Genomic DNA, 23,078 nt, shown 5'->3' on the forward strand with positions numbered 1-23,078 from the left:
GGCGAAATAATTGACCATTCGTGGTCCGTGAGTTCGTAGCGGCGGCGGGTCATCATAGCTCCTAATTCGGAAGCCTTGAATCACGCGGAACGCAATACGCCAAGAGAATTTATGAGTTTACGGCCTAGCAGGCTGGGCACACCACGCCGCAACGGGCCACATTTAGCTGCAAAGAATTCTGGGCATCGCCAAATCCGCGGGTACATTCTGTCGTGAGCGCTACAAGGTACTTGCTGATCTTGCCGCTGATGGCGCTCATCGCCTACATGGCGCTTGTCGGTCTGGTCTATCTTTCTCAGCGAGCCTTGCTTTACCCCGGAGCCGGCGCCACACCTATTGCGGAGCACGCGAGTTGGGGCCAGACGATCCACATCAAGACGCCCGATGGAGAGACGCTTCAGGGACTGTACAGCCAGGGCGATGACGACAAGCCCTGCGTTCTCCTCTTTTTCGGAAACGGTGACCGCGTCAACAACTACGAGTTTCTTGCACAGGCGCTGGCCACGCGAAGCATTGGATTGCTGGTGATTTCTTATCGCGGCTATCCCGGATCGACCGGCTCACCCAGCGAGCAGGGGCTGCAGACAGATGGCATCGCCGCGTTCGACTGGCTTTCGGCACGCACCAGAAGCAAGATCGTTGTGCTGGGCCGGTCACTTGGCACTGGAGTTGCTGTGAACACGGCCGGGAAGAGGCCGGCCGCTGGCGTCATTCTTGTGTCTCCGTACCTGTCGGTTCTGTCGGTTGCGCAGACACATTATCCGTTCCTCCCGGTCGAGGTTCTTCTCAAGGACCCGTTTCGCTCCGACCTCAACATCGGAAAAGTAAGACAACCGAAGTTGTTCCTCCACGGCCGGCTTGACGATAGCATCCCGCTTTCCTCAGGGGAGGCATTGTACCGCATCGCACCCGAGCCCAAGCGGATGTTGATCTATGACAGTGCGGGTCATAACGATATCTTCAGCGATAGCATGGTTGGTGACGTGATCGGTTTTGTGGAGGCGCTGAAAGGAAACGTGTCTTAAATCTCGTCACCGAGGGGAGCGGTTTCGGTAACATCGGGGCGACGAATTTCACCCCGCACGTGGCGAGACAGTGCTGGCCGTAACCACGCTATCATAAGAACGGACATTATCTCGCAATATCCTTGCGTGGTCGCATGCCTGCGCAAACGCTGCGCTCGCTGCGGCTAAAGCCTTTCGTGGCTGGAATTTCCAAAATCCCGCGGCGGCGTTCGGAGACGGAGCCGGTCCGCGGCTTAGTTCAATCCAAAAGTAGATTTCCTAACGGCGATTGTTTTTATCATTCTTCCCTGAACGCTCGCACCACCTGGTCAGTCAGTGGTTTTGCCCAATACGCCAGCGCAGTGCGCCGGCCCATCTGAACAAATGCCTCCACCGGCATTCCGGCTATTTGACGAGCCGCGCCCATTCGTTCTCTGGAACAGATACTCTGACGCAGTAATCTCTGCCCGATTTACTGATCCGTCGAAAGACGCGCATTGGCAACCTCCTTGAAAGGTGCACCACGCAAGGGCAGCAGCGGAACCTCGCTTGTCTTCGCAAGAGGCCGGCTTGCACAAAGGCCAGCCAGGACGAAAAATAGAAGCCCCAGATCCACGGTCGGTCCAGCCACCAGGGATCCAATCAAAAGAGCCAGGCAGCCGTTCAACCCGGCAAGCCTGACGTCCGATTCGAACGTGCGGGAAGATAGGCGCGGTCTCAAGGCGGTAATCGCAAACAACATGAACAGGACGGCGCCCGGAACGCCAACATTTGACAGCACTGCAAGCGGGAAGCTCGACGTGCGCGCAGTGCCCAATCCGACGCCAAGGCCAATGGTATCGATGAAATTTTGCAGTGCCGCTGCGTTCCACGACCCGCGCTCCACTGCTGAACTGGAGGTCGATTTGCTCAGCACCAGCAGATCGACGTAGTCATAAAGCGCCCGAAAAAGGCCGTCCTGGATCAGGACGAGAAGAAAAAGCGCCAGCATGATCGGAGGAGCCAGAAGAACGACGGCCGTGCTTCGCTGGCCAAGCGGCTCGACGCCGCACCGCAAAACAGCGGTGAGATAAAGAAGGAGCAGGCAGAGCGGCGCGGCAATCAATCCAGTCGATGACGTCGACAGGAGGATCAGGGCAAACGAACAAAGCGCGAGCGGTCCGCTCCAGCCGGTCCGGCGTCCGCAAATCCACAGGCTCCCGGTAAAGCCGAAAGCACCAAGCGTCATTCCTGCAAAAGCTGACGCTTCCGGCCAGGATCCAACGATCCGCTTCATTCCGTTGACGGTGTCGCTGTCGTGAAACGTGTACTGCGCATTGCGCACGAACTGCAAAAGCCACTCAGTCCCGGTTGCACTGGTTGCCAAATCCAATGCGGCAAACATCACGTTGACCGCAGCATAGGCGATCAGCCCATCAAGGGTTGCTCGAAAACCAGAGTGCGTCGAGCAAACAGCGGTGATTGTCATGAAACACAAGAGATCCGCTGCAAGGTATATCGTTTGGGTCAGATTGCTCGATACTGGTCCGAGAGGCACGGTGCCGCCGGTCGAGGGGTATTCAGAGGCGCCAAGGGGTATGATGTAGCTCATTCCGGCAAAGAGCCTCGGTAAAAAATAGGCCGAGATGGCGCCATAGACCACAAGGCATGCAAACCAGAACGCCGGCCGGCCAAAGCGGAGGGTTTTCACTGCGACAGCCGGAAGTTCGCGGGTGCGCAGGACCGCGAGCGTGAGAAACAACAGGAACAGATGTGCCGGCGGAACGCTTGACCCACCGAAGCTCAGTGCCGCTGCAGATCCAAGAAGGGTCAACACAATGAAGAAGGGCACGGTGACGGGATATCCGCGCGTCAAACAATAGAACCCCAAAAGAAGGGTGAACATCCCGATGGGTTCTACCATGTCGGCGTCCTGCCCTCGCGCTTGACACCGCAATCGGCCGCCGTTTTTTCAGTCGTTAAAACTGCGGAGCCTTTTCGGTCTCGCTTTATTGGACCTGGTGGCGGTTTATCTTCAGGATCATCAAGACGATTGCTTAGCTGTGGCAATGATCCCTCCCGATAATTTCATCGGACAAACACCGTCGAGTCAGTTGGTATTCTTTTGCAGCGATCGAAATACTATTACGCTGCGCTGCAGCATAGCGTTGCTCGAAGCACTTAAAAAGCGTCACCTCTTCGACGGCTGGCGGGCCGAACACGCTTTTCTAGAACAAGTCATCAATAATCGCCCATCCAACTGCTATCTTTAGCATCTTTGCTTTCAAGTTGCCGGAAAACATTCACGAAGCTGCACGCAACTCCGATGTTAGCCGTTTGGCTGTGACGAATACTTGGATCTCGCGATTTGCGTTCGCACTTGCAAAATATCAACCGTCGTGTGAACCTCAAGCGAAAAGGCGGGGAACTACTTATGAAGCGTTTTGGCGAATTAATGCGTGCGCCCGGTATCTATATACGGATGCTCTTTGCGACATTCGTATTCTTTATCCTTTGCCTGTTTCACTATAAGAGCATCATAACTTCATTATACTATAGCGTTATTTGTATCGTTCTGATGCAGGTAGGCTATGTCGGCGGCGTCCTGTTCCTTGTCTGGCGCGAGGCGAAATCACGGCGGGCGCGGTGAGGTTTGTGGGGACCACTAAGGGGTTCGTCGTGCCGACGCGTGCGCATCGGCTTCGAGTATCCTTTCCGAGGGGACGATACGAACAGGCTTGTGCCCACTCCATCACCTCAATGATCGAGCCCGGCCTTTCGAACACGGTACGATCTTTGACGTGATCGTCGTCCCCCATGCGCCAAACCCTTACTCCGCCAACACAAGCAGCGAGTACCCCCCTAAGACCCTCACTGCGAGGTCAGGGCTCAGTGGAAACAACAGCTTCCGCGGCAGGCTCATCACCCTGCTGCTGAATGCCTGGTTCGGCAATTCGATCCGGCTTGCCGTATAGGCATAATCGACGACGGTGTAGCCGCAATCGGTAAGGGTGGCGAGGGCAGTATCCTTGAAGAAATAGTGCAAGTGGCCGACATTCTTGCGCAAAGTCGTAATCGGCCACCCTCGCAGGACCGACTGAACTGAAAGGTCAAGCGGGATATGGAAGATCTTGTAGCGAGCAAGTGTCCGCAATCCCTTGATGAAGGTAATGTAATCCTCGACATGCTCTATGACGTCCGCAATGACGAGGACGTCATAGTGGACATCAGGCGCCTTGAGAATATCCTGCAAGCGGAATGAGACGTTGCTTGTCGTCTTCAGCCTGGCCCTCTGGTAGGCATGAGGAGCCACCTCATATCCGTCAAATTTAGCATTGGGATAGGTGCGCGCCAGGTTGAGCAATATCTCGCCCGTGCCGCAACCCACCTCGCAGAGGCTGGAAAACTCCAGGCGGTTCTTGTCGATGATTTTCGCGATCTGCTCGGCCTTCCAGGGAGAATCCTCCTCATGCCATGTGGGATTGAGTTCGGCGTACTGATTAGAGATGTAGATGTCTTCCAACGAAACGCTCCCCACAAAACTTTCGCCAGTGTCGCCGATTCTGACCGGACGACACGGAAAGAGGCCACAAACTTGAAGTCAACATCTATCGGAGCGCGACGCATCTTCTGGTTCTTGCTCTCGATTGTGCATAGCAACATAACAATCACGACCCGGCTCGTCTAGCAATATTAAGTGACATAAAACATATATATTTGCTCGGCGCTGGCGGCCGTTGAACTATATTCTCATTGCTCAAATAACGTGGAGTATAGAGCTATTCCGCAATTGCAGAGCGGACTTCACCCCAATTTTGGACTTCCGCCCGCGCGACTTCATGGGCAGTCAAGCGTCTTCGCAATCAAGCCGCGTGGCAAAGAAACTTGGCCCTCGACGTAGCGAATGTCGGTTCCTAAGTCGCGATGCAGTCCGACTGATGTGCGTTCAGACCTCGTTATCGAGGCATAGCTTGAGAGATCGTCCGACGCTAAAGATCGACATTGATGCGACGGTTCCTCCGCTAGCCGCGCCACCTGATAAATTAGAGGGATCGGTCGCCCTCACGTCGGGGCAGGTGACGAAAAATCGATCGGCCACTAGCATGCCAAACGCTCACCCTGCAGCCTCCGGACGTTTAACGTCCGTTGGCTGGAAAGATCACGAGGATTTAAGCTCGCAGTCTCAGCGCCTCATGACACGCATAACGAGGGAGACGACAAAGAGAACCAGGAAAATAAAGAATAGGACCTGGGCGATCGATGCCGATGCTCCGGCGACGCCACCGAAACCGAGCACGCCGGCAATCAGTGCAACCACCAGGAAAACGAGTGCATAGTAAAGCATTTCCACCTCCGTCATTGTGACCAAAAGAAAACGGAGCGGCAGGCGATTGGTTCCGAGGAGCCGTGCGCGGCACGCCCTGTCAGGCAGCCGTCACAAGGCCTCGGCGCATGAATATCTTGTCTCCGTCCCAGGGCTTTGGAGGTTCGGCCGCTGCCAGATACGCATTCGCAGGGGCGGTCAGAACGAACCAAAGGCCAGCTCCGATGACGAATAATTCCCCGTCGTGATCTCCGCCTCGGGCAAGCATCGGTAGACAGGCGGAGATCATGAGCACCAATAGCCGCACCGCCCACTCTGTTTCCCGCTTCCTGATCGCCAGAGCGGCCATGGCACGATATGCACCCGCGTCATAGTCCCCACGCTCCTGTCTCGTCAGAACTTTCCATGCATGGGGAAACGAGAGCATCACCAACGCGCCCGCAGCAAGCAAACCGCGAGATCCGGGGAGAAACCACCAATTCAGCGCAAACAGGCACGAGATCACGAACAGGTTCCAAACGGGCGCAAGTTCCTCGGGAGAGCGACGGCTCCGCTCGTGCCAGATCTGGAGAAGTCGCGATGCCCCCTGAAGCATCGGTTGATCAACGAAACGATTGATGAATTCCATGTCGCGCCCTTTTGTTGAGGACGTACCAACAACAGAATTCCGGCACGAACGTGGCGCCAGCCACTATTTCCGCGGTGGCTTGCGATCCTCCGCGAGCCTTCCATGGCACAGTAGACGCCAACCGGCCCCTTGGCGACATAACCGGCATTCAGGACCATCGTCGATGCACTGCGAGACTGGTGCCGACTTCTGGAACGAATTGACTGTTTCGGTTGTTTTCAAACCTGCAAGGAGGCGATGTCACTGTGGCATGCCTTTCAGAGCCGGAACTCAAAGAATGCTTTGTCTTGCTTGATTGGCATTCGGCTCGACGGAAGGAGAATTCACATATGCCGGAACTCCTAGGCCCGGCTCTGGTGCAGGAGGCAGCACCTGCAACACACCTCGAGGAGGTCCGCAATCGGGCAGCCGGTTGTACCCGGTGCGATCTCTATAAAAACGCGACGCAGACTGTCTTTGGCGAAGGTCCGAAAACAGCCGACCTCGTATTCGTTGGCGAGCAGCCTGGCGACAAGGAAGATCTTGCCGGACGGCCGTTCGTCGGCCCGGCCGGAAAGCTTCTTGATCGCTGCTTCGAGGAAGCCGGTATCGAGCGCGCTAAGTGTTACCTCACGAATGCCGTCAAACACTTCAAGTTTGAGCCGCGGGGCAAACGTCGCATCCATGCCAAGCCCAGCAGGGGTGAAGTCGAGATTTGCGCATGGTGGCTTGCGGCAGAACTACGCCTAATCCGGCCAAAGCTGGTCGTGGCCCTGGGTGCCACCGCAGCCTATGCCCTGCTTGGGCCTAAAGCCAAGGTCAGCCGCGATCGAGGTGTGGTACTGCGCTCATCTGCCGGCCTTGCGGTTTTCATCACCATGCATCCGTCCGCGCTGCTGCGAATGCTCAAACAGCCAGACGGACAGAAAGAAATCGCCCGCTTTGTCGATGACTTGAAATCCGCGGCTGCTTTTGTCGATCGTTAGCGCCGTCCTACTCATCAAGCTTCAACCCAGACTGCAATTTCTCGACCAGGTAATCAATGAAGACGCGGGTTCTTGCAGGCATGTACCGGCGATTGCTGTAGACGACGTTTATCTCTTCGAGGTCGCCTCCGTTGTATTCCGACAGGACCTCGACCAGGCGCCCATCTTCGATATCCTTGGCAATATGAAACATTCCCAGCCGGCAAGGCGAACCAATGGCCCTTGTGACCGCCGACGCGGCATCGCGGGGGGCGAACGAGTTATCGAGCCATCGCACCTGGCAGCGATGCCGGAATGCCGCTTCGACCGCAAGCCCGCTCCAGGCCTGCTTTGGCAGACCGTCATCAAGGACCAACCGGGACGACCAGTTCAGGACGAAAGCCTGTCAGGCTCATAGAGCTGGTCCATGCTCAACGTCGCGACCTCGGCAAAGGGCGCCTGGTTCTTGACGCGGCCGCCATGAAGGATGACGACTTCGTCGCAGAACGAGATGGTGCTGCGGTGATGGCTGATGACAATTGTCGTGCGCCGACCGGCTCTTGATTTCAAGGTTTCGACGATCGCCGCCTCGGACAGTCCATCCATGGCGTTCGTCGCCTCGTCCAGAATGAGAATTTCGGGATCGCGCACAAGCGCCCTTGCAAGCGCGATACGTTGTCGCTGGCCAGCCGAAACCGTGGCTCCCCTGTAGCCGACGACGGTGTCGTATCCGTCAGGCAGGCTGTCGATGAACTCGTGCGCCTCGGCCAGCTTGGCTGCGTTCTTGGCCTCATCCAGCGAAGCGCGGTGGCCATAGGTAATATTGTCCAGGATAGTCCCATCGATCAATTCAAGATCCTGGCTGGCGAGTGCAATCTGTCGTCGCCACTGGTTCGGATCGATCTGATTGAGCGGAATGCCGTCAGCCAGGATGGTGCCATCATCAGGCTCGACAAATCGGCAAAGGAGATTGACGATCGTCGTTTTTCCAGCTCCCGATCGCCCGACAATTGCCGTCGAACGGCCTTTGCGGATATCGAAAGTCGCAGCGCGCAGCACGACGGGTCGCAAGCCCGAGCCCGGATATTTGAATGTCACACCCTCAAATTTGATCTCATGACGAAGCCCCTGAACCGGATGTTCGCCCTCGGGAGACTTCGGCTTATCCGATGAATCCAAGAGCCATCTGACCTCTTCCAAGGAGCCGCTCCAGCCTTGTACGGCACTCCATGCCATTTGCAGTGCACGCACATGCGGTTGCAGGCGATAAAGCAACACGACGAAAGCCACGATAACCGGAAAACTCACCCCCCAGAGCCAGGCGCTGACGACGACGGTCAAAAACAGACCTGAATGCAGGACCTCCGTCAGCGGCGGCAATAAAGCCTGGCGCGATTGCAGGATGAAGCCCGCCTTTCTGACCGCATCCGAGCAAGAATCGAAGATCGCCTTCTCGCGCTGTTCCTGTCCAAAGGCACGCACGAGCCGCCCGGCATGCACGAGATGAAGCATCCTGGCAGCGAGCTCACTGTTGAACGACGTGACATTGCGGCTCGGAGCCTTGAGGCTGGCTGACAACAGCGCGTGGAGAGCCTGGATCAATACGAGCCCGACAGCAACGGCAAGTGTCATCTGCCATGAAAGAAGCAGGAGAAAGGCAAGCAAAATGATCACGGCCGATGCATTTACGATCGTCGCGAGAGTCGTCTGGATTGCGTCCGACGCCCGCCAGGATTCATTGGAGATGATATTGAGCAGCCGCCCGGGGCTTTCCTGGAGGAAGAACGGGAAGCCGATCGTTAAAAGCTGGTTGGCAAGAGAACTTCGCATGGCATGACCGGCCCGGCCATAGATCAAATTGGTAAGCACGGCATTGGCGAACGCCAGCACATTCTTGAGCGTGATCAATCCGAGGATCGCGAGCGCGATCGCAATCAGCCGTGTCCGGTCATCCAACCCCGCACCCACCTGCTGGAAGACCGCCGAGAGGCCGGCCAGTCCCGACGGTTCCCCCTCGCCCGCGATAATGCCGAGCATCGGGATAATGAGCCCGATGCCAGTCCCTTCGAGGACAGCTGTGCTCAGTCCCAAAATGACGACGACCGCCAGCAAACCTGCCCGCCGGCCAAGCGCCTGTTGCAATAGCCTAAAACTCAATGCAAGGAAGTCTAGCATGGCGATTGTGACCTCAACGAGTGAAAGGGCGCGTGAGCGCGCGATTTCGCCGTCCGCCTCGCCATCACGCAAGGCCCTGAAGCGGCTCTACGCTTCTGGCTGGGACCGACTGGTAGTAACGCGCCATGAGATCCATGTGTCGGGTCGCACCGGCAGAAAAACGGCACAGCCACGGTGCATAAGCATGAGAACGAAGGCCGTACCGCTCCCGACGCCGGATGAGCCGCCACTTTCCAGTCAGCGTCAGAAAGGCATGTGTCAGCTCTGGTTGCTGCGCGTCGATGACGAGCTGATACAGAAAATAGAAGAAACACAAGGTGCCGTGCGCATAGCTCAAGGCCGCACGGCCTGGCTGTTCGGCGATTTTTCCTTCGATTGCGAGAATGCAATTGGCAGCACGGCGCACGGTCTCAGGGGTGACTGCCACACCAATGGCGTGAAGGGCCCCAGGATCGTCGCAAAGAGATTGTCGTTCGAGATTTTCGGCAACGATCTTCAGGTGGGTTTGGCGCATTTGCCGCTTGTGCCGGCTTGAGACACTTTGGCTGTGAATGCGATAGGCGACCAGGCTCTCATCGATCATCGCCACTTTGAACTGTCGCGCAATGCGTCCGAAGAGATCGAAGTCTTCGGCATGAAGATAGCCTGCGTCATAGACAAGCATGTCATCCGAAATGACATTGCGGTTATACATCACCGTCGAGTGCAGGAAGATGGTGAAGAACATCGACAATATGCGCCAATCGCCGGTCTGATAGATTGGATTTGGCTGACCGCGGACCACCCGATTTCCGATGAGCTGGTCGATGCCCGTACCGCTCATTGCGAGGTCGGGCTGCCTTGCAAAGAGCGCGACCTGCTTGGAGAAACGGGATGGGTAGGAAATGTCGTCCGCATCCATTCTGGCCACAAGATCACCGTTGGCCAAGGCGATGCCCTCGTTCAAAGTGGCGATCAGTCCACGATTTTCCCGCGTGACGACACGGATGCGGTCATCGGCATTGCGATATCGCTGGAGGATGTCTAGCGAACCATCGGTCGACCCGTCGTCAAGCGCGATGACTTCGAAGTGTCCATAATCCTGACGCAGAACGCTCTCGAGCGCTGCGGCAAGGTGAGGCGCGCCATTATAGACCGGCAACACGACAGAAATCAGCGGAAGAGACATCGTTCAACTCCCACCTTGATCGCGCTTGGCACAACTTGGCTGAAGGCTCATATTTGCGCTCCTTGGCCCTGCTTTGCGGGATCGACGCTGGCGTGGGTGGCCTTTGGAGGGCCGACATAGGGAAAGTGTCGTTTGAATTGGTTGAGCGGCTTCTCGAACGTCAGCCAGGAAATCGAGGCCAGGACCAATGTCGCCGCGGTCGCGACCACAAAGCGACCGGGGCCCTGCTGCGAGACGTTGACCGGGATCAGGGTCTGAGCCTTAACAACCAGCGACAAGACAAGTGGATGAAAGAGGTAGACGCCGTAGCTCATCCGTCCGACGGCGGTCATCGCCGGGCGTTCCAGGACGCGGCCGAGTGGTCCGCGCATGCCAGAGGAACAACATCCGACCAGCACGACCAGTGGAACGAGCGGCAAAACCTCCGCACCAATCCAGGTTAGCCACTCCAGCCATGGTGTCATCAGTAACGACTTCAACCAAAGAACGACAATGGAGGCGACTGTCAAAGGAACCACGCTCAGTCCGATCCACACCGGCCACCGCTCCGTTCTTCGTCGATGGACGGCGAGAAGGGAGCCGGCAACGAGCGCATCGAGCGAAGCCGGCGGAAGAAGGTCCCGCGCAACAGATGCTGTGCCTGTAAGTGGCCAACAGAAGCGATAGGCCAGCGAAACTGCTATGACGGCAACGCAAATCGGTGCAATCAGCCGGCGCGGAGCCAAGAGAATGACCAGCGGCCAGGCGATATAGAACTGTTCCTCGATGCTCAGGCTCCAGGTGTGACACAAGAGCCAAGGCGTCCACTCGTTGCGAAGGGCATACCAGTAGTTCGAGAGATAGAGCGCGTGCCACTTGAGACTGCCGCGTGTTCCTTCGAGATTGACAAACCAGATGAAGCCTAACATCGCAAAATAGGGCGGGAATATGCGCAGTGCACGGCGAAGGTAAAACGCTTTGAGCGCAGCGCCCGGCTGATAGTGCGCGGCAGAACGCGCATCCAAGAGAAGCCGGGTGATCAGAAAGCCGCTCAAGACGAAGAACAAACGGACGCCGAGATGCCCCAGAACCGACCCTTCGACGGCGAAGAAATGGTGATACAGGACCATTGAAACGGCGACAGTGCGAAGTCCGTCCAGTTGCCGGTCGCGTAAATGAGACATGGATCCCCTCAGCCTTTGAGACACAACTCCTTGCAAGAGCATGTCCCGATGGCATTCCTGCAGCCCGTTTCCTGCTGCTGATTGTTCCATCCCGGACGAGACGGACTGAAGTGTCGACGCGGGGATGAAAATTCGGACGGAATCGGGCCAAACTGTGACCCGCTGTCCGTGGTCGGACTTTAGTCCGAAAGCGCAGGTCAGATATTCTCCCGTCCGATCTAAGGACAGCTGACATGTGTCTGAACTATCGGGCCCCTTGTTAGATGCAGAGTGCACCGCTCCAATCGCAAGCGCTCCAAGGGTTCACGGCCTGCAGGTCGCTTGCTGGCAGGCAATGAAGGTTGCCCTGGCTTATGCGTATCTGGAAAACCCTCGCAGCCAACGAAATTTTTTGTGGAAGCAAGATTCCAGCCCGTTTCATCGGCACCTGTTTTCGTCGCCGGCTGCCGCCGAGCCACCCAGTCTCCCATCGCCCGGTCAGTAGCAGAGAGCAAAAATACTACCATCCCTTGTCGGAAATCTTGCCCGTCCTAACTGACAGCTGATAGCGTTGAAGCGAGATTGATTGGTCCCTTTTCGTCGTTGCCGAGGTCCGATACCAAAATGATATGGAACCATCGCCTAATCCGCATCACGATCGGGCTCGTGCTGCTCGTGCTTGCCGTCATCGTTTTCTTGCCTGGCCTGACAGGGGTCACCAGTCTTGACGGAACGGTCAACGCACGCTTTGTCGCTATAAATGCGCCAATCGACGGCGCGGTTGCAGAAGCGCCAGCCAGGGTGGGCAGTCCGGTCGCCGAAGGACAGCCGCTCCTGAGGATCGTCAATGCGCGTGTCAACCGAGCAACGCTCGCTTCGCTTCAGGCCGAGCACAATGCGGCGCTTGATCGCGCTGCGGCGCTCAAACGCGAGCGCGACGAGCTCAATGCGCTTCGCCAGCAACTGTCGACGCGATTGGATGTCTACAAGAACACGTCGGTCGCCAATCTGGAGCGCGAAGTCGAAATTCTGCGCAAGAGGGTCGAGGTTTCCCAGGCACAGGATCTTGTCGCCCAGGTCGATCTCGATCGGCGGCTGACCCTCGAGCAGAAGGGTATCTTGACGAAAAAGCTCGTCGAATCGGCCCGAGCGGCCGGAGCGGCCACGGGTGGGGAAGTCGAAATCAGCAACCTGACCGTAGAACAGCTGCAACAGAAGCTTGATGCTGTCCGGCAGGGCATCTTTATCGGCGACGGACAAAACGATGTCCCCTATTCCCGGCAGCGCGAGGACGAAGTGCTCGTTCGGATCAACGATCTCAACACGCGCATTGCAGAAAACGAAACACGCGCAATCGAAGTCGAAAAGCAGATCGCCGAAGAACGCAGCCGCGTCGACAGCCTGGCATCGGCAACCGTTTCGGCATCATTCGATGGCGTCGTATGGAGCAGCAACATCGTGAATGGCTCGAACGTTCTTTTGAACAACGAGCTGATGCGCGTCCTCGATTGCCGCGAATTGTTCGTGGATATTCTCGTGCCAGAGGGCGATTATGACGAAATCTACGTTGGTCGGACCGCCGAAGTGAGACTTTTCGGGCGCGGCGATGCCTTCAAGGCCGCAGTCCTGTCGGTACGAGGCAGCTCGGCCATTATCGAGAAAGACGCCTTTGCGGCCAACCAGCCCGTGACGACGGCGCGCAGCGCTCGTATTCGCCTCAGCCTGGCTCCTTCCACCCTCAATACCGACTTTGCGAATTTCTGCCAGGTTGGGCGTTCGGTGCAGGTGCGCCTGTCCAAGCACGATGTCGGTTTCAAAAAATGGATTGAAAGCCTGTGGTTCAGCATCTCGTAGCGCTGGCGCCGACCTTTCTTGTCCTTGCCTTCTTTCTTCTCGGGCCTTTCAATTGGTCGCGCTCGCACACCTGGGCGCGGACGATCACGTGCCTTTTCGTGGCCGCGGTGGCACTGCGCTATATGGTGTGGCGATTGGTTGAAACCGTCCTTCCCTTTCCGAATGATGGTCCAGGTTTTTATTGGGTCTGGTTCCTGTTCGCTGTCGAAATTCTGGCCGTTTTCGAGGTCGTGCTGTTTCTGATCTTGATGAGCCGAAGCGTCGATCGCAGCGCCGAGGCGGACAGGCTCGCGCAAGCCTTCTTCGACTGCAACGAAGACGAGCTTCCAACGGTCGACATTTTCATTCCGACCTATAACGAGCCCCTCGATGTCCTGGAAAGAACCATCATCGGTGCACTATCGCTTGATTATCCGGCCCACAAGCTGAAGGTTCTTGTTCTCGATGATCAACGTCGGGATTGGCTGAAAGCCTATTGCGAAGCAAGGGGTGCAATCCACGTGACGCGACCCGACAATGCCCATGCAAAAGCTGGCAACATGAACAATGGGCTGAAGGTGAGCTCGGGCGACTTTGTTGCAATCTTTGATGCAGACTTCGTGCCTTACCGGCATTTCCTTCGCCGGACGCTCCCTTTCTTTTCCGATGAGAGCATTGGCATCGTCCAAACGCCGCAGCATTTCTTCAATACCGATCCGGTCCAGACAAACCTCGGCCTGGAAAATATCTGGCCGGATGAGCAGCGATTGTTCTTTGACGAAATCGCGCCAAGCAGAGACGTCTGGGACGTCAGCTTCTGTTGCGGATCGTGTTCGATCGCGCGACGCAAGGCAATCGATGCAATCGGCGGCTTTCCCACCGAGTCCATCACGGAAGACCTGTTGACCACGCTTGCCATGCTGAACCGGGGCTACAAGACACGCTATTTGAACGAGCGGCTGTCGATGGGGTTGGCGGCGGAGAATCTGGCCGGCTATTTCGTGCAGCGCGAGCGGTGGTGCCAGGGCGGCATCCAGACGCTTTATCTGCCCAACGGCCCATTGCGCGGACCGGGCTTGTCACTCTTTCAGCGGGTCATGTTCCTGCCGGTGTCGTGGCTGGTGCAATATCTGGTCCGCTTCACCATATTGGTCGTGCCGATTATTTATCTATGGTTCGGCGTGCTGCCGCTCTATTTCACCAGTGCCGCCGACTACGTGTCCCACCAGGTGCCGCTGCTGACCGCCTATTTTCTCCTGATGCTCTGGATAACGCCGACACGATACCTGCCGTTGATCTCAAGCGCGGTCGGTGCCTTCGCCACGTTTCGCATGCTGCCGACCGTCATTTCGAGCCTGGTGCGTCCGTTCGGCAAGCCATTTAGGGTCACCCCCAAGGGTAGCGGCAACGAAGCCGGTGGATTCGACAGGTATACCTTCGCCTGGATTGCCAGCTTGAGCGCGATCACGGCACTCGGTTTGCTCGTCAACGTCGTGCCGGAGACCGCTCACATCACGGGGGAGTTCTCGCCCGTTGCCGCTTGCTGGTCGGGCATCAACATTGTCGTGCTCGCCATTGCCTCCCTGATCTGCTTCGAAAAGCCCCGACGATTGTTCCACGCCTTCAAGCTTGACGAGCCGGCAAAAGTGGACGGTATGTTCGGTCGTGTCGTCAGTCTTGCGTTGGACAAGGCGGTCGTGACCGTACCTGAAGGAACCCTGTTCCAATCGAAAACGGTGACACTGTCACTCGACGGCTTCGAACCTTTCAACGCCGAACTAAGACAGGTCACCCAGCGGCGCAGAAGCATAAGCCGCACCGGCGACAAGCAGGGCTATTACCTGCATCTCCATTTCGACCTGGACGGGCCAGCGCGCGACAAACTGATCGTAAAGCTCTATACCGGCCGCTATTCACAGGACGTGGCCGATATCGACAAGGTGGCCGTATCGCTTAATCTTTTCTTGCGGACCTTCGGGCGAACGCGTGGGTTGTAGTGGCAAGGACCGGCAACGACAGCCGGATCAGCCACTCGGGGCTCGCTGAAAGTCGAATATGTTCTGGGTTGCCAATGCGGCCGCTCCCCGTGGCCAGGAATTCGACACCCAGTCCGCAATCAATGCAGGCTTGGAAAAGAAAGAAAACCGTTCCATGTTTTCCCGGATCGGGCCCAATAGCAGCTCTCCAAACTGCACCGCCTCGCCTCCAACGATGATGACATCGGGATCGAACATGTTGACGACGTCGGCCAGATGTCGTCCGACGCGCGAACCCGCATCACGAAGGATGGAGATCGCCAGTTTTGAATTGCTGGTCGCTGCCTCGACGAAGCCGTCGCGCGAAATCGGCGCCCCGGACAGGCGCTCCCATTCATCAAGCATGTAAGGTTCTGCCGCATGCGCCATGAGACAGCCGCGCCGTCCACACTCACATCGCCTTCCGTTCTCAACTGAGATTATGTGTCCAAGCTTTCCAGCCGCGCTCCTGCCGCCATGATATATCTCGCCTCCGATGATGAGAGAGCATCCAATGCCCGCCCCGATCGCAAGCGCCGCGAAGTTCTGATGCTCCCTTCCTGCCCCGAAAAGCCTTTGGGCGATACCGAAGGCGTTGACGTCGTCGTCGATCCATACGGGGACTTTGACCTGCTCCCCCAAAAGCTCGGCGAATGGGAGTGATTGCCATCCGAAGCGTGGGCTCTGGATACACATGCCTCTCACCGGATCGATTTCACCCGGGATGGAAACGCCAATCCCCATCACCTCCGTCTCGGCCCTGCCGGCCATCTCAAGAAGAATGGGCATGTTGCTGACGATCGCCGTGGTGATTCCGGCTGGCGACGTATCCGAAATGGGCACGTCGGCCGAGGCAAGCACCGTCGTCGCCAGATCGGTCAGGACGCAGTTGATCCTGTCCCTGTTGAGCTTGAACCCGAATGCCAGCCGTGAACCGTAATTGATGTCGATCGGCGTCGAAGGTCGCCCCTTGATATTGGCGACAGCTTCTCGCTCATGAACCAGCGCCTCGTCCATCAGTTCGGCAACGACAAAGGTAACAGCGGCGGGACTGAGGCCGGTCAGAGCGGTGATGTCGGCGCGCGACATCGGACCCTCGCGGCGGAGATGGTTCAGGACCATTCGGCGGTTTAGCGCCCGCGACATCGTGGCGTTGATCTTCATGGTTACCTTTATTTTTTTTGTTAAAATAAATATTGTCCGGCTGTTGAAACTAAGCTAGGTTGCCCGCGTTGGCAATTGAGGAGTGCGCCGCGGGTCGACAATTCGATGCTTGCGCGGCGGCAATAACAACCAAGTGGGAAACAGAGACGATTGCGCGGGAAAACCTTCGCGCAATCGAGGCGAAGCTTTGTCTGGAGGAGACATTTATGAAGGATTTGACGTCACAGCTCACATTCGCGGCACCATCACGCCGCCAGTTCATCATTGGCGCTGGCACAATGCTGGCAGGAGCGGCTTTGAGCGCGCCCGCCATTGCTCAATCCAATGAAGTCACGATCATCTCCAACATTGGCGATGCCGGACAGCGTGGGGTCCTTCAAAAGATTGCCGAGGCCTTTTCCAAGGAGAGCGGCACCAAGGTCACCATCAACAACATGGACCACGAGGCCCACAAGACGGCGATCCGCAGCTATCTCGTCGTCGGCGCGCCAGATGTCTGCTTTTGGTTCTCTGGCAATCGCATGAAGGCTTTTGTCAAACGCGGACTGTTCGACGACATCTCGGACCTGTTTGAGAAGGAAGGTTACCAAAAAGCGCTCGGACAGACCGCCGGCGCCGTCACTGTGGATAAAAAGCAGTACGGTCTACCGCTTGCAGGTCTTTTGTGGGGCATGTTCTACCGGACGGACGTATTTGCCGAAAAGGGCTGGACGCCACCCAAGACCTTGGACGAACTCATGGCGCTTGGTGAGAGTGCCAAATCAGCGGGAATGGTCCCCGTCAGCATGGGTACGAAGGAGATGTGGCCAGCGGCGGGGTGGTTCGATCACATGAACCTGCGCATCAACGGCCTCGACAAGCACCTCGAGCTCATGGATGGCAAGATGGCCTACACCGACCCGGCTCTAAAGCCCGTCTTCGACAAGTGGGAGGAGATGATCAAGGCAGGCATGTTCAGCCCGAACCATACCTCTTCGGGCTGGGAGCAGGCCGCCGCAGCGCTCGCCCAGAAGAAAGCAGCCATGATGGACTTGGGCGGCTTCATCAAATACGGGTTTTCGGCCGACCAGGTGAGCCAGATCGGCTACGCCCCTTTCCCCGAGATTGCTCCGGGCCTGGCCCGATACGAGGATTTTTCGGTAAATTCCGTCCACGTGCCTGCGAAGGCAAAGAACAAGCAGGGCGCTCGTGACTTCCTGGCCTATTTCTACAAACCGGAAAATCTTGGCGCCTTCGTCGAGGCCGAAAGCGGCGTACCTCCGCGCAACGACTGCCCGCCGAGCAACGATCCGCTCGTCAATGCGGCAGTCCAGTCCCTGAAGACTGTCGCAGGGTCGGCGCAATATTACGATCGCGACACGGATCCGGATATGGCGCAGGAGGGCCTGAAAGGCTTCCAGGAGTTCATGGTCAAACCGGAGCGCCGCGACCAGATCCTTCAGCGCCTCGAAGCGACGCGCAAGCGCATCTTCAAATCGTAGCCACGCTGACTGCGACGCGTCTCCTCCCTTGCGCGCCGCTTCTGGCGGGGACCGTGCCTGAAAGGCCGGTCTCCGTCGAAAAAAGCGATGGCCGGCGATCTTTACCCCAAAGGACTAGAGTAACGAAGATGTCAGTTTTCTGGCGACAAAACCGGAGTTGGATCGCTCCAGCATTGTTCCTGATGCCTGGAGCGGTCCTGTTCGGCATCGTCATCATCATGGCCTCGCTCGAGACCGTCTGGATATCGTTCTTCGACTGGGACGGCGTGGGCGTCAAGACGTGGGTCGGCCTGTCCAACTACTCTGAGCTTGTGGGCGACCCCCAGTTCTACGTCTCGCTGAAGAACAATCTCATTTGGCTCGCAGTCTTCATGCTTGCCCCGCCGATCGGTCTGGCGTTGGCGCTGCTGCTCAATCAGCCGCTCGCCGGCATGAGGGTCCTCAAGTCATTGTTCTTCGTACCGCTGGTGCTTGCCTCCGTGACGGTCGGCGTTGTCTTCACCTGGTTCTACGATCCGACGTTCGGTCTCATGGCGCTCGCCTTTTCGGCATTTGGTGCCACCGCGCCGGCCCTATTGTCGAACGAGAACCTCGTAACCTTTGCGGTGGTATTCGCAGCACTCTGGCCGCAGATCGCCTTCTGTCTCGTGCTCTTTCTCGCCGGACTGAACAACCTCAGTGAGGATCTGATCGGTGCGGGCCGCGTCGATGGTGCGCGGGGGCTCGCCATGCTCCGGCACATCATCCTGCCGCAGTTGCGCGAGGTCAGCTTCATTGCGTTGGCAGTCACCGTGATCGGCGCTCTTCGATCGTTCGACATGGTGGCCGTCATGACGTCGGGCGGGCCATTTGGCTCATCACAGGTCCTCGCATACCAGATGTACGAACAATCGATCTTTTCGTACCGGTTCGGCTATGGCGCGGCGATCGCCACGGTTCTTTTCGTGATCATGGCCGCGTTTATCGCCTGGTACCTGCACACCCTTTTGAAACCGGAACAGGAGGGCGCCTGATGTATCCCCGTCCAATCGCCGACGATGCACCGCTGAAGCGCGGCCTTTATATCAGTCTTGTTGGCCTGGTTCTCATCCTTTGGCTCGTTCCCTTGCTTGCGGTCATGGCAACCTCCTTGCGCTCTTTCGACGAGGTTATGGCGGGCAACTATTGGGGTTGGCCGAAAACGTTCAACTTCGTTGAAAACTACACGGCTGTTTTTACCCAGACCGCCATGGCGCGCTATTTCGCAAACAGCCTGCTTATCACCGTCCCGTCGGTATTTGGCGTGCTCGTCCTCTCCACCATGACCGGCTTCGTCCTTTCCCGCTACAGGTTCAGGTCTGCGCAACTGATCTTTGCACTCTTCGTCGGCGGCAACTTCCTTCCGGCTCAAATCATGATGATCCCGGTTCGCGACCTCATGGTGGGACTGGGGTTGTACGACACCTACTATGCCCTCATCATCTTCCACATCGCGTTCCAGACCGGATTTGCGACACTGTTCATGCGCAACTTCATCGCCGCCCTGCCCGACGAATTGTTCCAGGCAGCGCGTGCCGAGGGTGCATCTGCGTTGCAGACACTGGTTCATGTCGTGGTTCCACTCGTGCGTCCAGCGCTGGCGGCACTGGCAATTCTCACCTTTACGTTCGTCTGGAATGACTACTTCTGGGCGATCGTGCTCACCCAGAGCGAAGCGGTCAAGCCGGTGACGGCCGGTCTTAACAACCTAAGAGGCGAATGGGTGTCCTCCTGGAACCTCGTTGCGGCCGCAACGATCATGGTCGCAATCCCACCCGTCGCCATGTTTTTCCTCATGCAACGCCACTTCATCGCCGGCCTGACGGTCGGCGCCGTCAAGGGCTGAGAAAAATCCAAGGAACATGTCAAATGAGCAGTGTGGAAATCAAGGGCGTCGAGAAGCACTATGGAGGCTTCCATGCGCTGAAGAACATCGACCTTGCAATCGACGAAGGCGAATTCGTCGTCATGGTGGGGCCGTCGGGCTGCGGCAAGTCCACCCTTCTCAAGACGATCGCCGGGCTTGAGACGGTGACATCGGGCAAGCTTCTGATCAAGGGGCGCGAGGTGACCAGGCTGGAACCGGGTGATCGCGGCATTGCCATGGTCTTCCAGTCCTATGCGCTTTATCCGCACATGACGGTCAAGGACAACATGGGGTTTGGCCTGCGCATGGCGGGACGCCCGAAAAAGGAGATCGACGCGGCGGTGGGGCGCGCTGCCCAAATCTTGCGGCTCGAGGAACAGCTTGAGAAAAAACCCAAGCAGCTTTCCGGCGGACAGAGGCAACGTGTGGCCATCGGTCGCGCAATTACCCGATCGCCTGACGTCTTTCTGTTCGATGAGCCGCTATCCAACCTCGACGCAGCCCTCAGAACGCAGATGCGTGTCGAACTTTCCACGCTGCATGCGCAGCTGGGCTCGACGATGATCTACGTCACCCACGACCAGGTCGAAGCAATGACGATGGCGAGCCGCATCGTTGTCCTCAACCGGGGCCAGATCGAACAGGTGGGTGCGCCGCTCGAACTCTATGATAATCCGGTCAATCTGTTCGTCGCAGGCTTCCTCGGCGCGCCGCGGATGAATTTCGTCGCAGGCCAGGTCGCAGCCGCCGACGCACATTCGGCCAAGGTCGTCTGCGCCGGGGGACTAACCGTCGACTTCGAGGCGCTGATCGAACCCGTAAGCGCAGGCGATGCCGTGACCATCGGCATTCGCCCGGAAAAGCTGCGCATAAACGATATGACCACGGCGCTGACATTTCCGGCTGATATCCGCCTGACGGAATATCTCGGCCGCGAGACGATCGTCTATGCCGAGGCCGGAGAACTCGTCACCACGGGATCGGATAGCGGAACGGGCGTGTTCACCGTTCAGATCGGCGATATCCGGCCGTTCGTGCTCGGAACGCGCGTTTCTGTCGGCTTCGACCAGCGTGACGCCTATCTCTTCGCCACCGATGGTCGCACCGTCTCTCTTCCCAAACCTTTTGCGAAAATCTGAGCAAGGACATATCAAATGAAGCGCATACCACCAGCGCCGCTGTCGGTCTGGCGTACCCTCAATATTGACGAATTCCTGATCGGCGCGCCGCATTATCCCGAGCACGTAGACGAACGCTATTGGCAGCGCGACGCCGAGCGAATGGCGGCTGCCGGCTTCAATACCGTGCGCCTCGGCGAGTTCGCCTGGCACATCCTGGAGCCGCGTGAAGGCACGTTCGATTTTACGCTGTTTGACAGGGCAATCGACGTTCTCGGCGCGCATGGCATCAAGACGGTCTTCTGCACGCCGACGGCGACGCCGCCGCGCTGGCTGACGTCGACCTATCCCGAGGTGCTGCGCGTCGATCATAACGGACGCGTTGCCACGCATGGCTCGCGCCAGCACGCCGACACCAACAGCCCCGTCTTTCGTACCCATAGCAAGCGGATCACCAAGGCGCTTGCCGATCACTACCGCGACAATCCGCATATTATCGGCTGGCAGACCGACAACGAGCTGAATACGACAGTCTCGACGTCCTATTCGGAGGCGAGCGAACGCGAGTTCCGGCGCTACCTCCACGACACGTACCGGGACATTGCCTCGTTGAACTTCGCCTGGGGCGGAAATTTCTGGGCGACAGCCTATGACAATTTCGGCCAGATCACTGCACCTCGGCAGAACAATCCGGGTTTTCCCGCTCCGGGCCACGTCCAGGACTACCATCGTTTCCTGGCGCAGGCGACCGCGGCATTCCAGCATGATCAAGTCGAAATCCTGCGGGCCGCAAATCCGGACTGGTTCATCTTCCACAATCTCGGGCGTCTCGAGGACATCGACTTCCGTGGCCAGTTTGGGCAGGATCTCGACTTCCTCGGTTTTGATATCTACCCGATGCTTTACGATGAGATGCGTCGCACGGGCGGCCACGCCGCCACGCAAGCCTTGCACCTCGACGTCTGCAGGGCCTTCAGCGGCAACTTCATCGTGCCTGAACAGGCCTCGGGCTTCGGCAGCCAGCCGGGTTTTTCGACGATGACACCGGAACCCGGCGAGATGCGGCGCATGGCAATGAGTTCGGTCGCGCGCGGCGCCGACGGCCTGATGTTCTTCAGATGGCGTCCGGCACATTACGGCGCGGAAATCTATTGGATGGGCATCATCGATCATGACGACGTGCCGCGCCGCAGATATCAGGAGGCAGCCGAGTTCGCCTCCGACATCGCCAAGATCAAGAGCGACCTTTCCGGCACGACGGTTCGCATGGACGTGGGTATCGCCGGAGCCGACTTCGACAATCAGGAAGCCTACAAGACATATCCGATCGGGCTTCCGAGCCCGATGGAAGATGCCGTCCATCTGCATCGCTATTGCTATGCCAACGGCATCGCTTGCGGTTTCATCCACCCGCAAGACGATCTCTCGAAGATCAAGCTCCTCTACGTTCCCCATTGGGTGATGTGGAAGCCACAGTGGGACGCCAAGGTCGAGGAATTTGTGAAGCATGGCGGGACGGTTGTCTTCGGCGCCATGACCGGGACGCGCGACGTCAATAATCACATTCCAACGGTCCAGGCTCCCGGTATCACGCTTTCGAAGTTGTGCGGGGTGCGGGTCGAGGAGTTCGGTCGCGTGGTGGAACCCGGCGCGGGTGGCCTTTTTGGACTACAGGCGACTGAATACGGCATGCACAATCCAGCAACGCAGCTTCAATCCAGTTCCGCCGACCGTCGCTACAGCTTCGTACTTGGCAACCGCGAGCACGAGGCGGCGCATCTTTATGAAATCCTCGATGCCGATTCCGACGTCGAGGTCCTCGGCAAATGGACGAGCCGCTTTGCAACTGGACGGGCGATGATCACAAGCCGCAGCTTTGGCGCCGGCCACGCCGTCTATATGGGAACATATCTGACACCTTGGCTCGTCGACGGGCTGGCCGATCAGCTGTTTTCCCGGGCCGGGATTGCGCCCCTGGTCGCCAATCTTCCTCCCACGGTGGAAGTGTCTGTCCGGGAGGGTAAAGACCGCATGCTGATGTTTGTCATCAATACCGGGGAAGCGCCCGTCACCATAACGTCGCTGCCTTCGGGGACAGACCTTTTGACGGGCGAAGACATACGCTCAGGTCTGGAGCTCGGACCCTATGGGTGCGCCGTGATCAGATACTGAAGTGTTCCGGTCCATCGTCGCGATCGGCTGACAACAACCTGTCCGC

General features: G+C 57.7%; 19 protein-coding genes. 10 read left to right on the forward strand and 9 right to left on the reverse strand.

Features of this window, described 5'->3' with window-relative positions; all coding sequences use genetic code 11:
* The first annotated feature begins 212 nt into the window (after window positions 1-212).
* Window positions 213-1,025: an alpha/beta hydrolase gene (locus ATY80_RS05635; protein ID WP_088691506.1), complete on the forward strand. Its 813-nt coding sequence runs from the start codon at window positions 213-215 to the stop codon at window positions 1,023-1,025.
* A 451-nt stretch (window positions 1,026-1,476) separates the two neighbouring features.
* Here the strand turns inward: ATY80_RS05635 and ATY80_RS05640 are convergent, their stop codons facing one another.
* A complete protein-coding gene (locus ATY80_RS05640) occupies window positions 1,477-2,907 on the reverse strand; it encodes a hypothetical protein (protein WP_088691507.1) in 1,431 nt (476 codons plus the stop codon).
* Window positions 2,908-3,465: 558 nt separating this feature from the next.
* On the opposite strand from ATY80_RS05640, the gene ATY80_RS29460 reads away from it, so the two are divergent.
* Window positions 3,466-3,633 (forward strand): exopolysaccharide production repressor protein, encoded by a 168-nt coding sequence (locus ATY80_RS29460; protein ID WP_245306774.1) that lies wholly within the window; start codon window positions 3,466-3,468, stop codon window positions 3,631-3,633.
* Window positions 3,634-3,813: 180 nt separating this feature from the next.
* Here ATY80_RS29460 and ATY80_RS05650 read toward each other — a convergent pair whose 3' ends face one another.
* From ATY80_RS05650 to ATY80_RS05660, 3 genes are all read right to left on the reverse strand, one after another.
* Window positions 3,814-4,506, reverse strand: a complete 693-nt coding sequence (locus ATY80_RS05650) for a class I SAM-dependent methyltransferase (RefSeq protein ID WP_088691509.1) — start codon at window positions 4,504-4,506, stop codon at window positions 3,814-3,816.
* Between the two features lie 660 nt (window positions 4,507-5,166).
* Window positions 5,167-5,328 carry a DUF1328 domain-containing protein gene (locus ATY80_RS05655; protein ID WP_028827869.1) on the reverse strand — a complete coding sequence of 54 codons (162 nt, stop codon included), beginning with the start codon at window positions 5,326-5,328 and terminating at the stop codon, window positions 5,167-5,169.
* Window positions 5,329-5,407: 79 nt separating this feature from the next.
* Complete coding sequence (locus ATY80_RS05660; RefSeq protein WP_088691510.1) at window positions 5,408-5,935, reverse strand: hypothetical protein; 528 nt, start codon at window positions 5,933-5,935, stop codon at window positions 5,408-5,410.
* Window positions 5,936-6,264: 329 nt separating this feature from the next.
* On the opposite strand from ATY80_RS05660, the gene ATY80_RS05665 reads away from it, so the two are divergent.
* Window positions 6,265-6,900, forward strand: a complete 636-nt coding sequence (locus ATY80_RS05665; protein ID WP_088691511.1) for a UdgX family uracil-DNA binding protein — start codon at window positions 6,265-6,267, stop codon at window positions 6,898-6,900.
* Between the two features lie 7 nt (window positions 6,901-6,907).
* On the opposite strand, the gene ATY80_RS28530 is transcribed toward ATY80_RS05665, so the two are convergent.
* From ATY80_RS28530 to ATY80_RS05685, 4 genes are all read right to left on the reverse strand, one after another.
* Window positions 6,908-7,093, reverse strand: coding sequence for a hypothetical protein (locus tag ATY80_RS28530; RefSeq protein WP_141105538.1), 186 nt, complete (start codon window positions 7,091-7,093; stop codon window positions 6,908-6,910).
* Between the two features lie 176 nt (window positions 7,094-7,269).
* Window positions 7,270-9,054, reverse strand: a complete 1,785-nt coding sequence (locus ATY80_RS05675) for an ABC transporter ATP-binding protein (protein WP_088691689.1) — start codon at window positions 9,052-9,054, stop codon at window positions 7,270-7,272.
* Window positions 9,055-9,118: 64 nt separating this feature from the next.
* Entirely contained in the window at window positions 9,119-10,222 is a 1,104-nt protein-coding gene (locus ATY80_RS05680) for a glycosyltransferase family 2 protein (protein WP_088691513.1), read from the reverse strand.
* Window positions 10,223-10,269: 47 nt separating this feature from the next.
* Complete coding sequence (locus tag ATY80_RS05685) at window positions 10,270-11,385, reverse strand: acyltransferase (RefSeq protein WP_088691514.1); 1,116 nt, start codon at window positions 11,383-11,385, stop codon at window positions 10,270-10,272.
* A 603-nt stretch (window positions 11,386-11,988) separates the two neighbouring features.
* Here ATY80_RS05685 and ATY80_RS05690 point away from each other — a divergent pair.
* Both ATY80_RS05690 and ATY80_RS05695 read left to right on the forward strand, forming a co-directional pair.
* Complete coding sequence (locus ATY80_RS05690; RefSeq protein ID WP_088691515.1) at window positions 11,989-13,218, forward strand: HlyD family efflux transporter periplasmic adaptor subunit; 1,230 nt, start codon at window positions 11,989-11,991, stop codon at window positions 13,216-13,218.
* Complete coding sequence (locus tag ATY80_RS05695; RefSeq protein WP_088691516.1) at window positions 13,200-15,194, forward strand: glycosyltransferase; 1,995 nt, start codon at window positions 13,200-13,202, stop codon at window positions 15,192-15,194. The genes ATY80_RS05690 and ATY80_RS05695 overlap by 19 nt, the downstream gene beginning before the upstream one ends.
* A 27-nt stretch (window positions 15,195-15,221) precedes the next feature.
* Here the strand turns inward: ATY80_RS05695 and ATY80_RS05700 are convergent, their stop codons facing one another.
* Window positions 15,222-16,376, reverse strand: a complete 1,155-nt coding sequence (locus ATY80_RS05700; RefSeq protein ID WP_088691517.1) for an ROK family transcriptional regulator — start codon at window positions 16,374-16,376, stop codon at window positions 15,222-15,224.
* Window positions 16,377-16,582: 206 nt separating this feature from the next.
* Here ATY80_RS05700 and ATY80_RS05705 point away from each other — a divergent pair, with 206 nt between their 5' ends.
* The 5 genes from ATY80_RS05705 to ATY80_RS05725 all read left to right on the forward strand — a co-directional run bounded on the left by ATY80_RS05705 (window position 16,583) and on the right by ATY80_RS05725 (window position 23,032).
* Complete coding sequence (locus tag ATY80_RS05705; protein ID WP_088691690.1) at window positions 16,583-17,857, forward strand: ABC transporter substrate-binding protein; 1,275 nt, start codon at window positions 16,583-16,585, stop codon at window positions 17,855-17,857.
* Window positions 17,858-17,985: 128 nt separating this feature from the next.
* On the forward strand, window positions 17,986-18,870 hold the full coding sequence (locus ATY80_RS05710) for a sugar ABC transporter permease (RefSeq protein WP_088691518.1): 885 nt from the start codon (window positions 17,986-17,988) through the stop codon (window positions 18,868-18,870).
* Window positions 18,870-19,721 (forward strand): carbohydrate ABC transporter permease, encoded by an 852-nt coding sequence (locus tag ATY80_RS05715; RefSeq protein ID WP_088691519.1) that lies wholly within the window; start codon window positions 18,870-18,872, stop codon window positions 19,719-19,721. Before ATY80_RS05710 ends, ATY80_RS05715 begins: the two co-directional genes overlap by 1 nt.
* 23 nt (window positions 19,722-19,744) lie before the next feature.
* Complete coding sequence (locus tag ATY80_RS05720) at window positions 19,745-20,881, forward strand: ABC transporter ATP-binding protein (RefSeq protein WP_088691520.1); 1,137 nt, start codon at window positions 19,745-19,747, stop codon at window positions 20,879-20,881.
* A gap of 15 nt (window positions 20,882-20,896) precedes the next feature.
* Window positions 20,897-23,032, forward strand: coding sequence for a beta-galactosidase (locus ATY80_RS05725; RefSeq protein WP_088691521.1), 2,136 nt, complete (start codon window positions 20,897-20,899; stop codon window positions 23,030-23,032).
* Window positions 23,033-23,078: the final 46 nt, after the last annotated feature.

Source organism: Rhizobium sp. R711, from assembly GCF_002211365.1.
GTDB lineage: Bacteria > Pseudomonadota > Alphaproteobacteria > Rhizobiales > Rhizobiaceae > Rhizobium.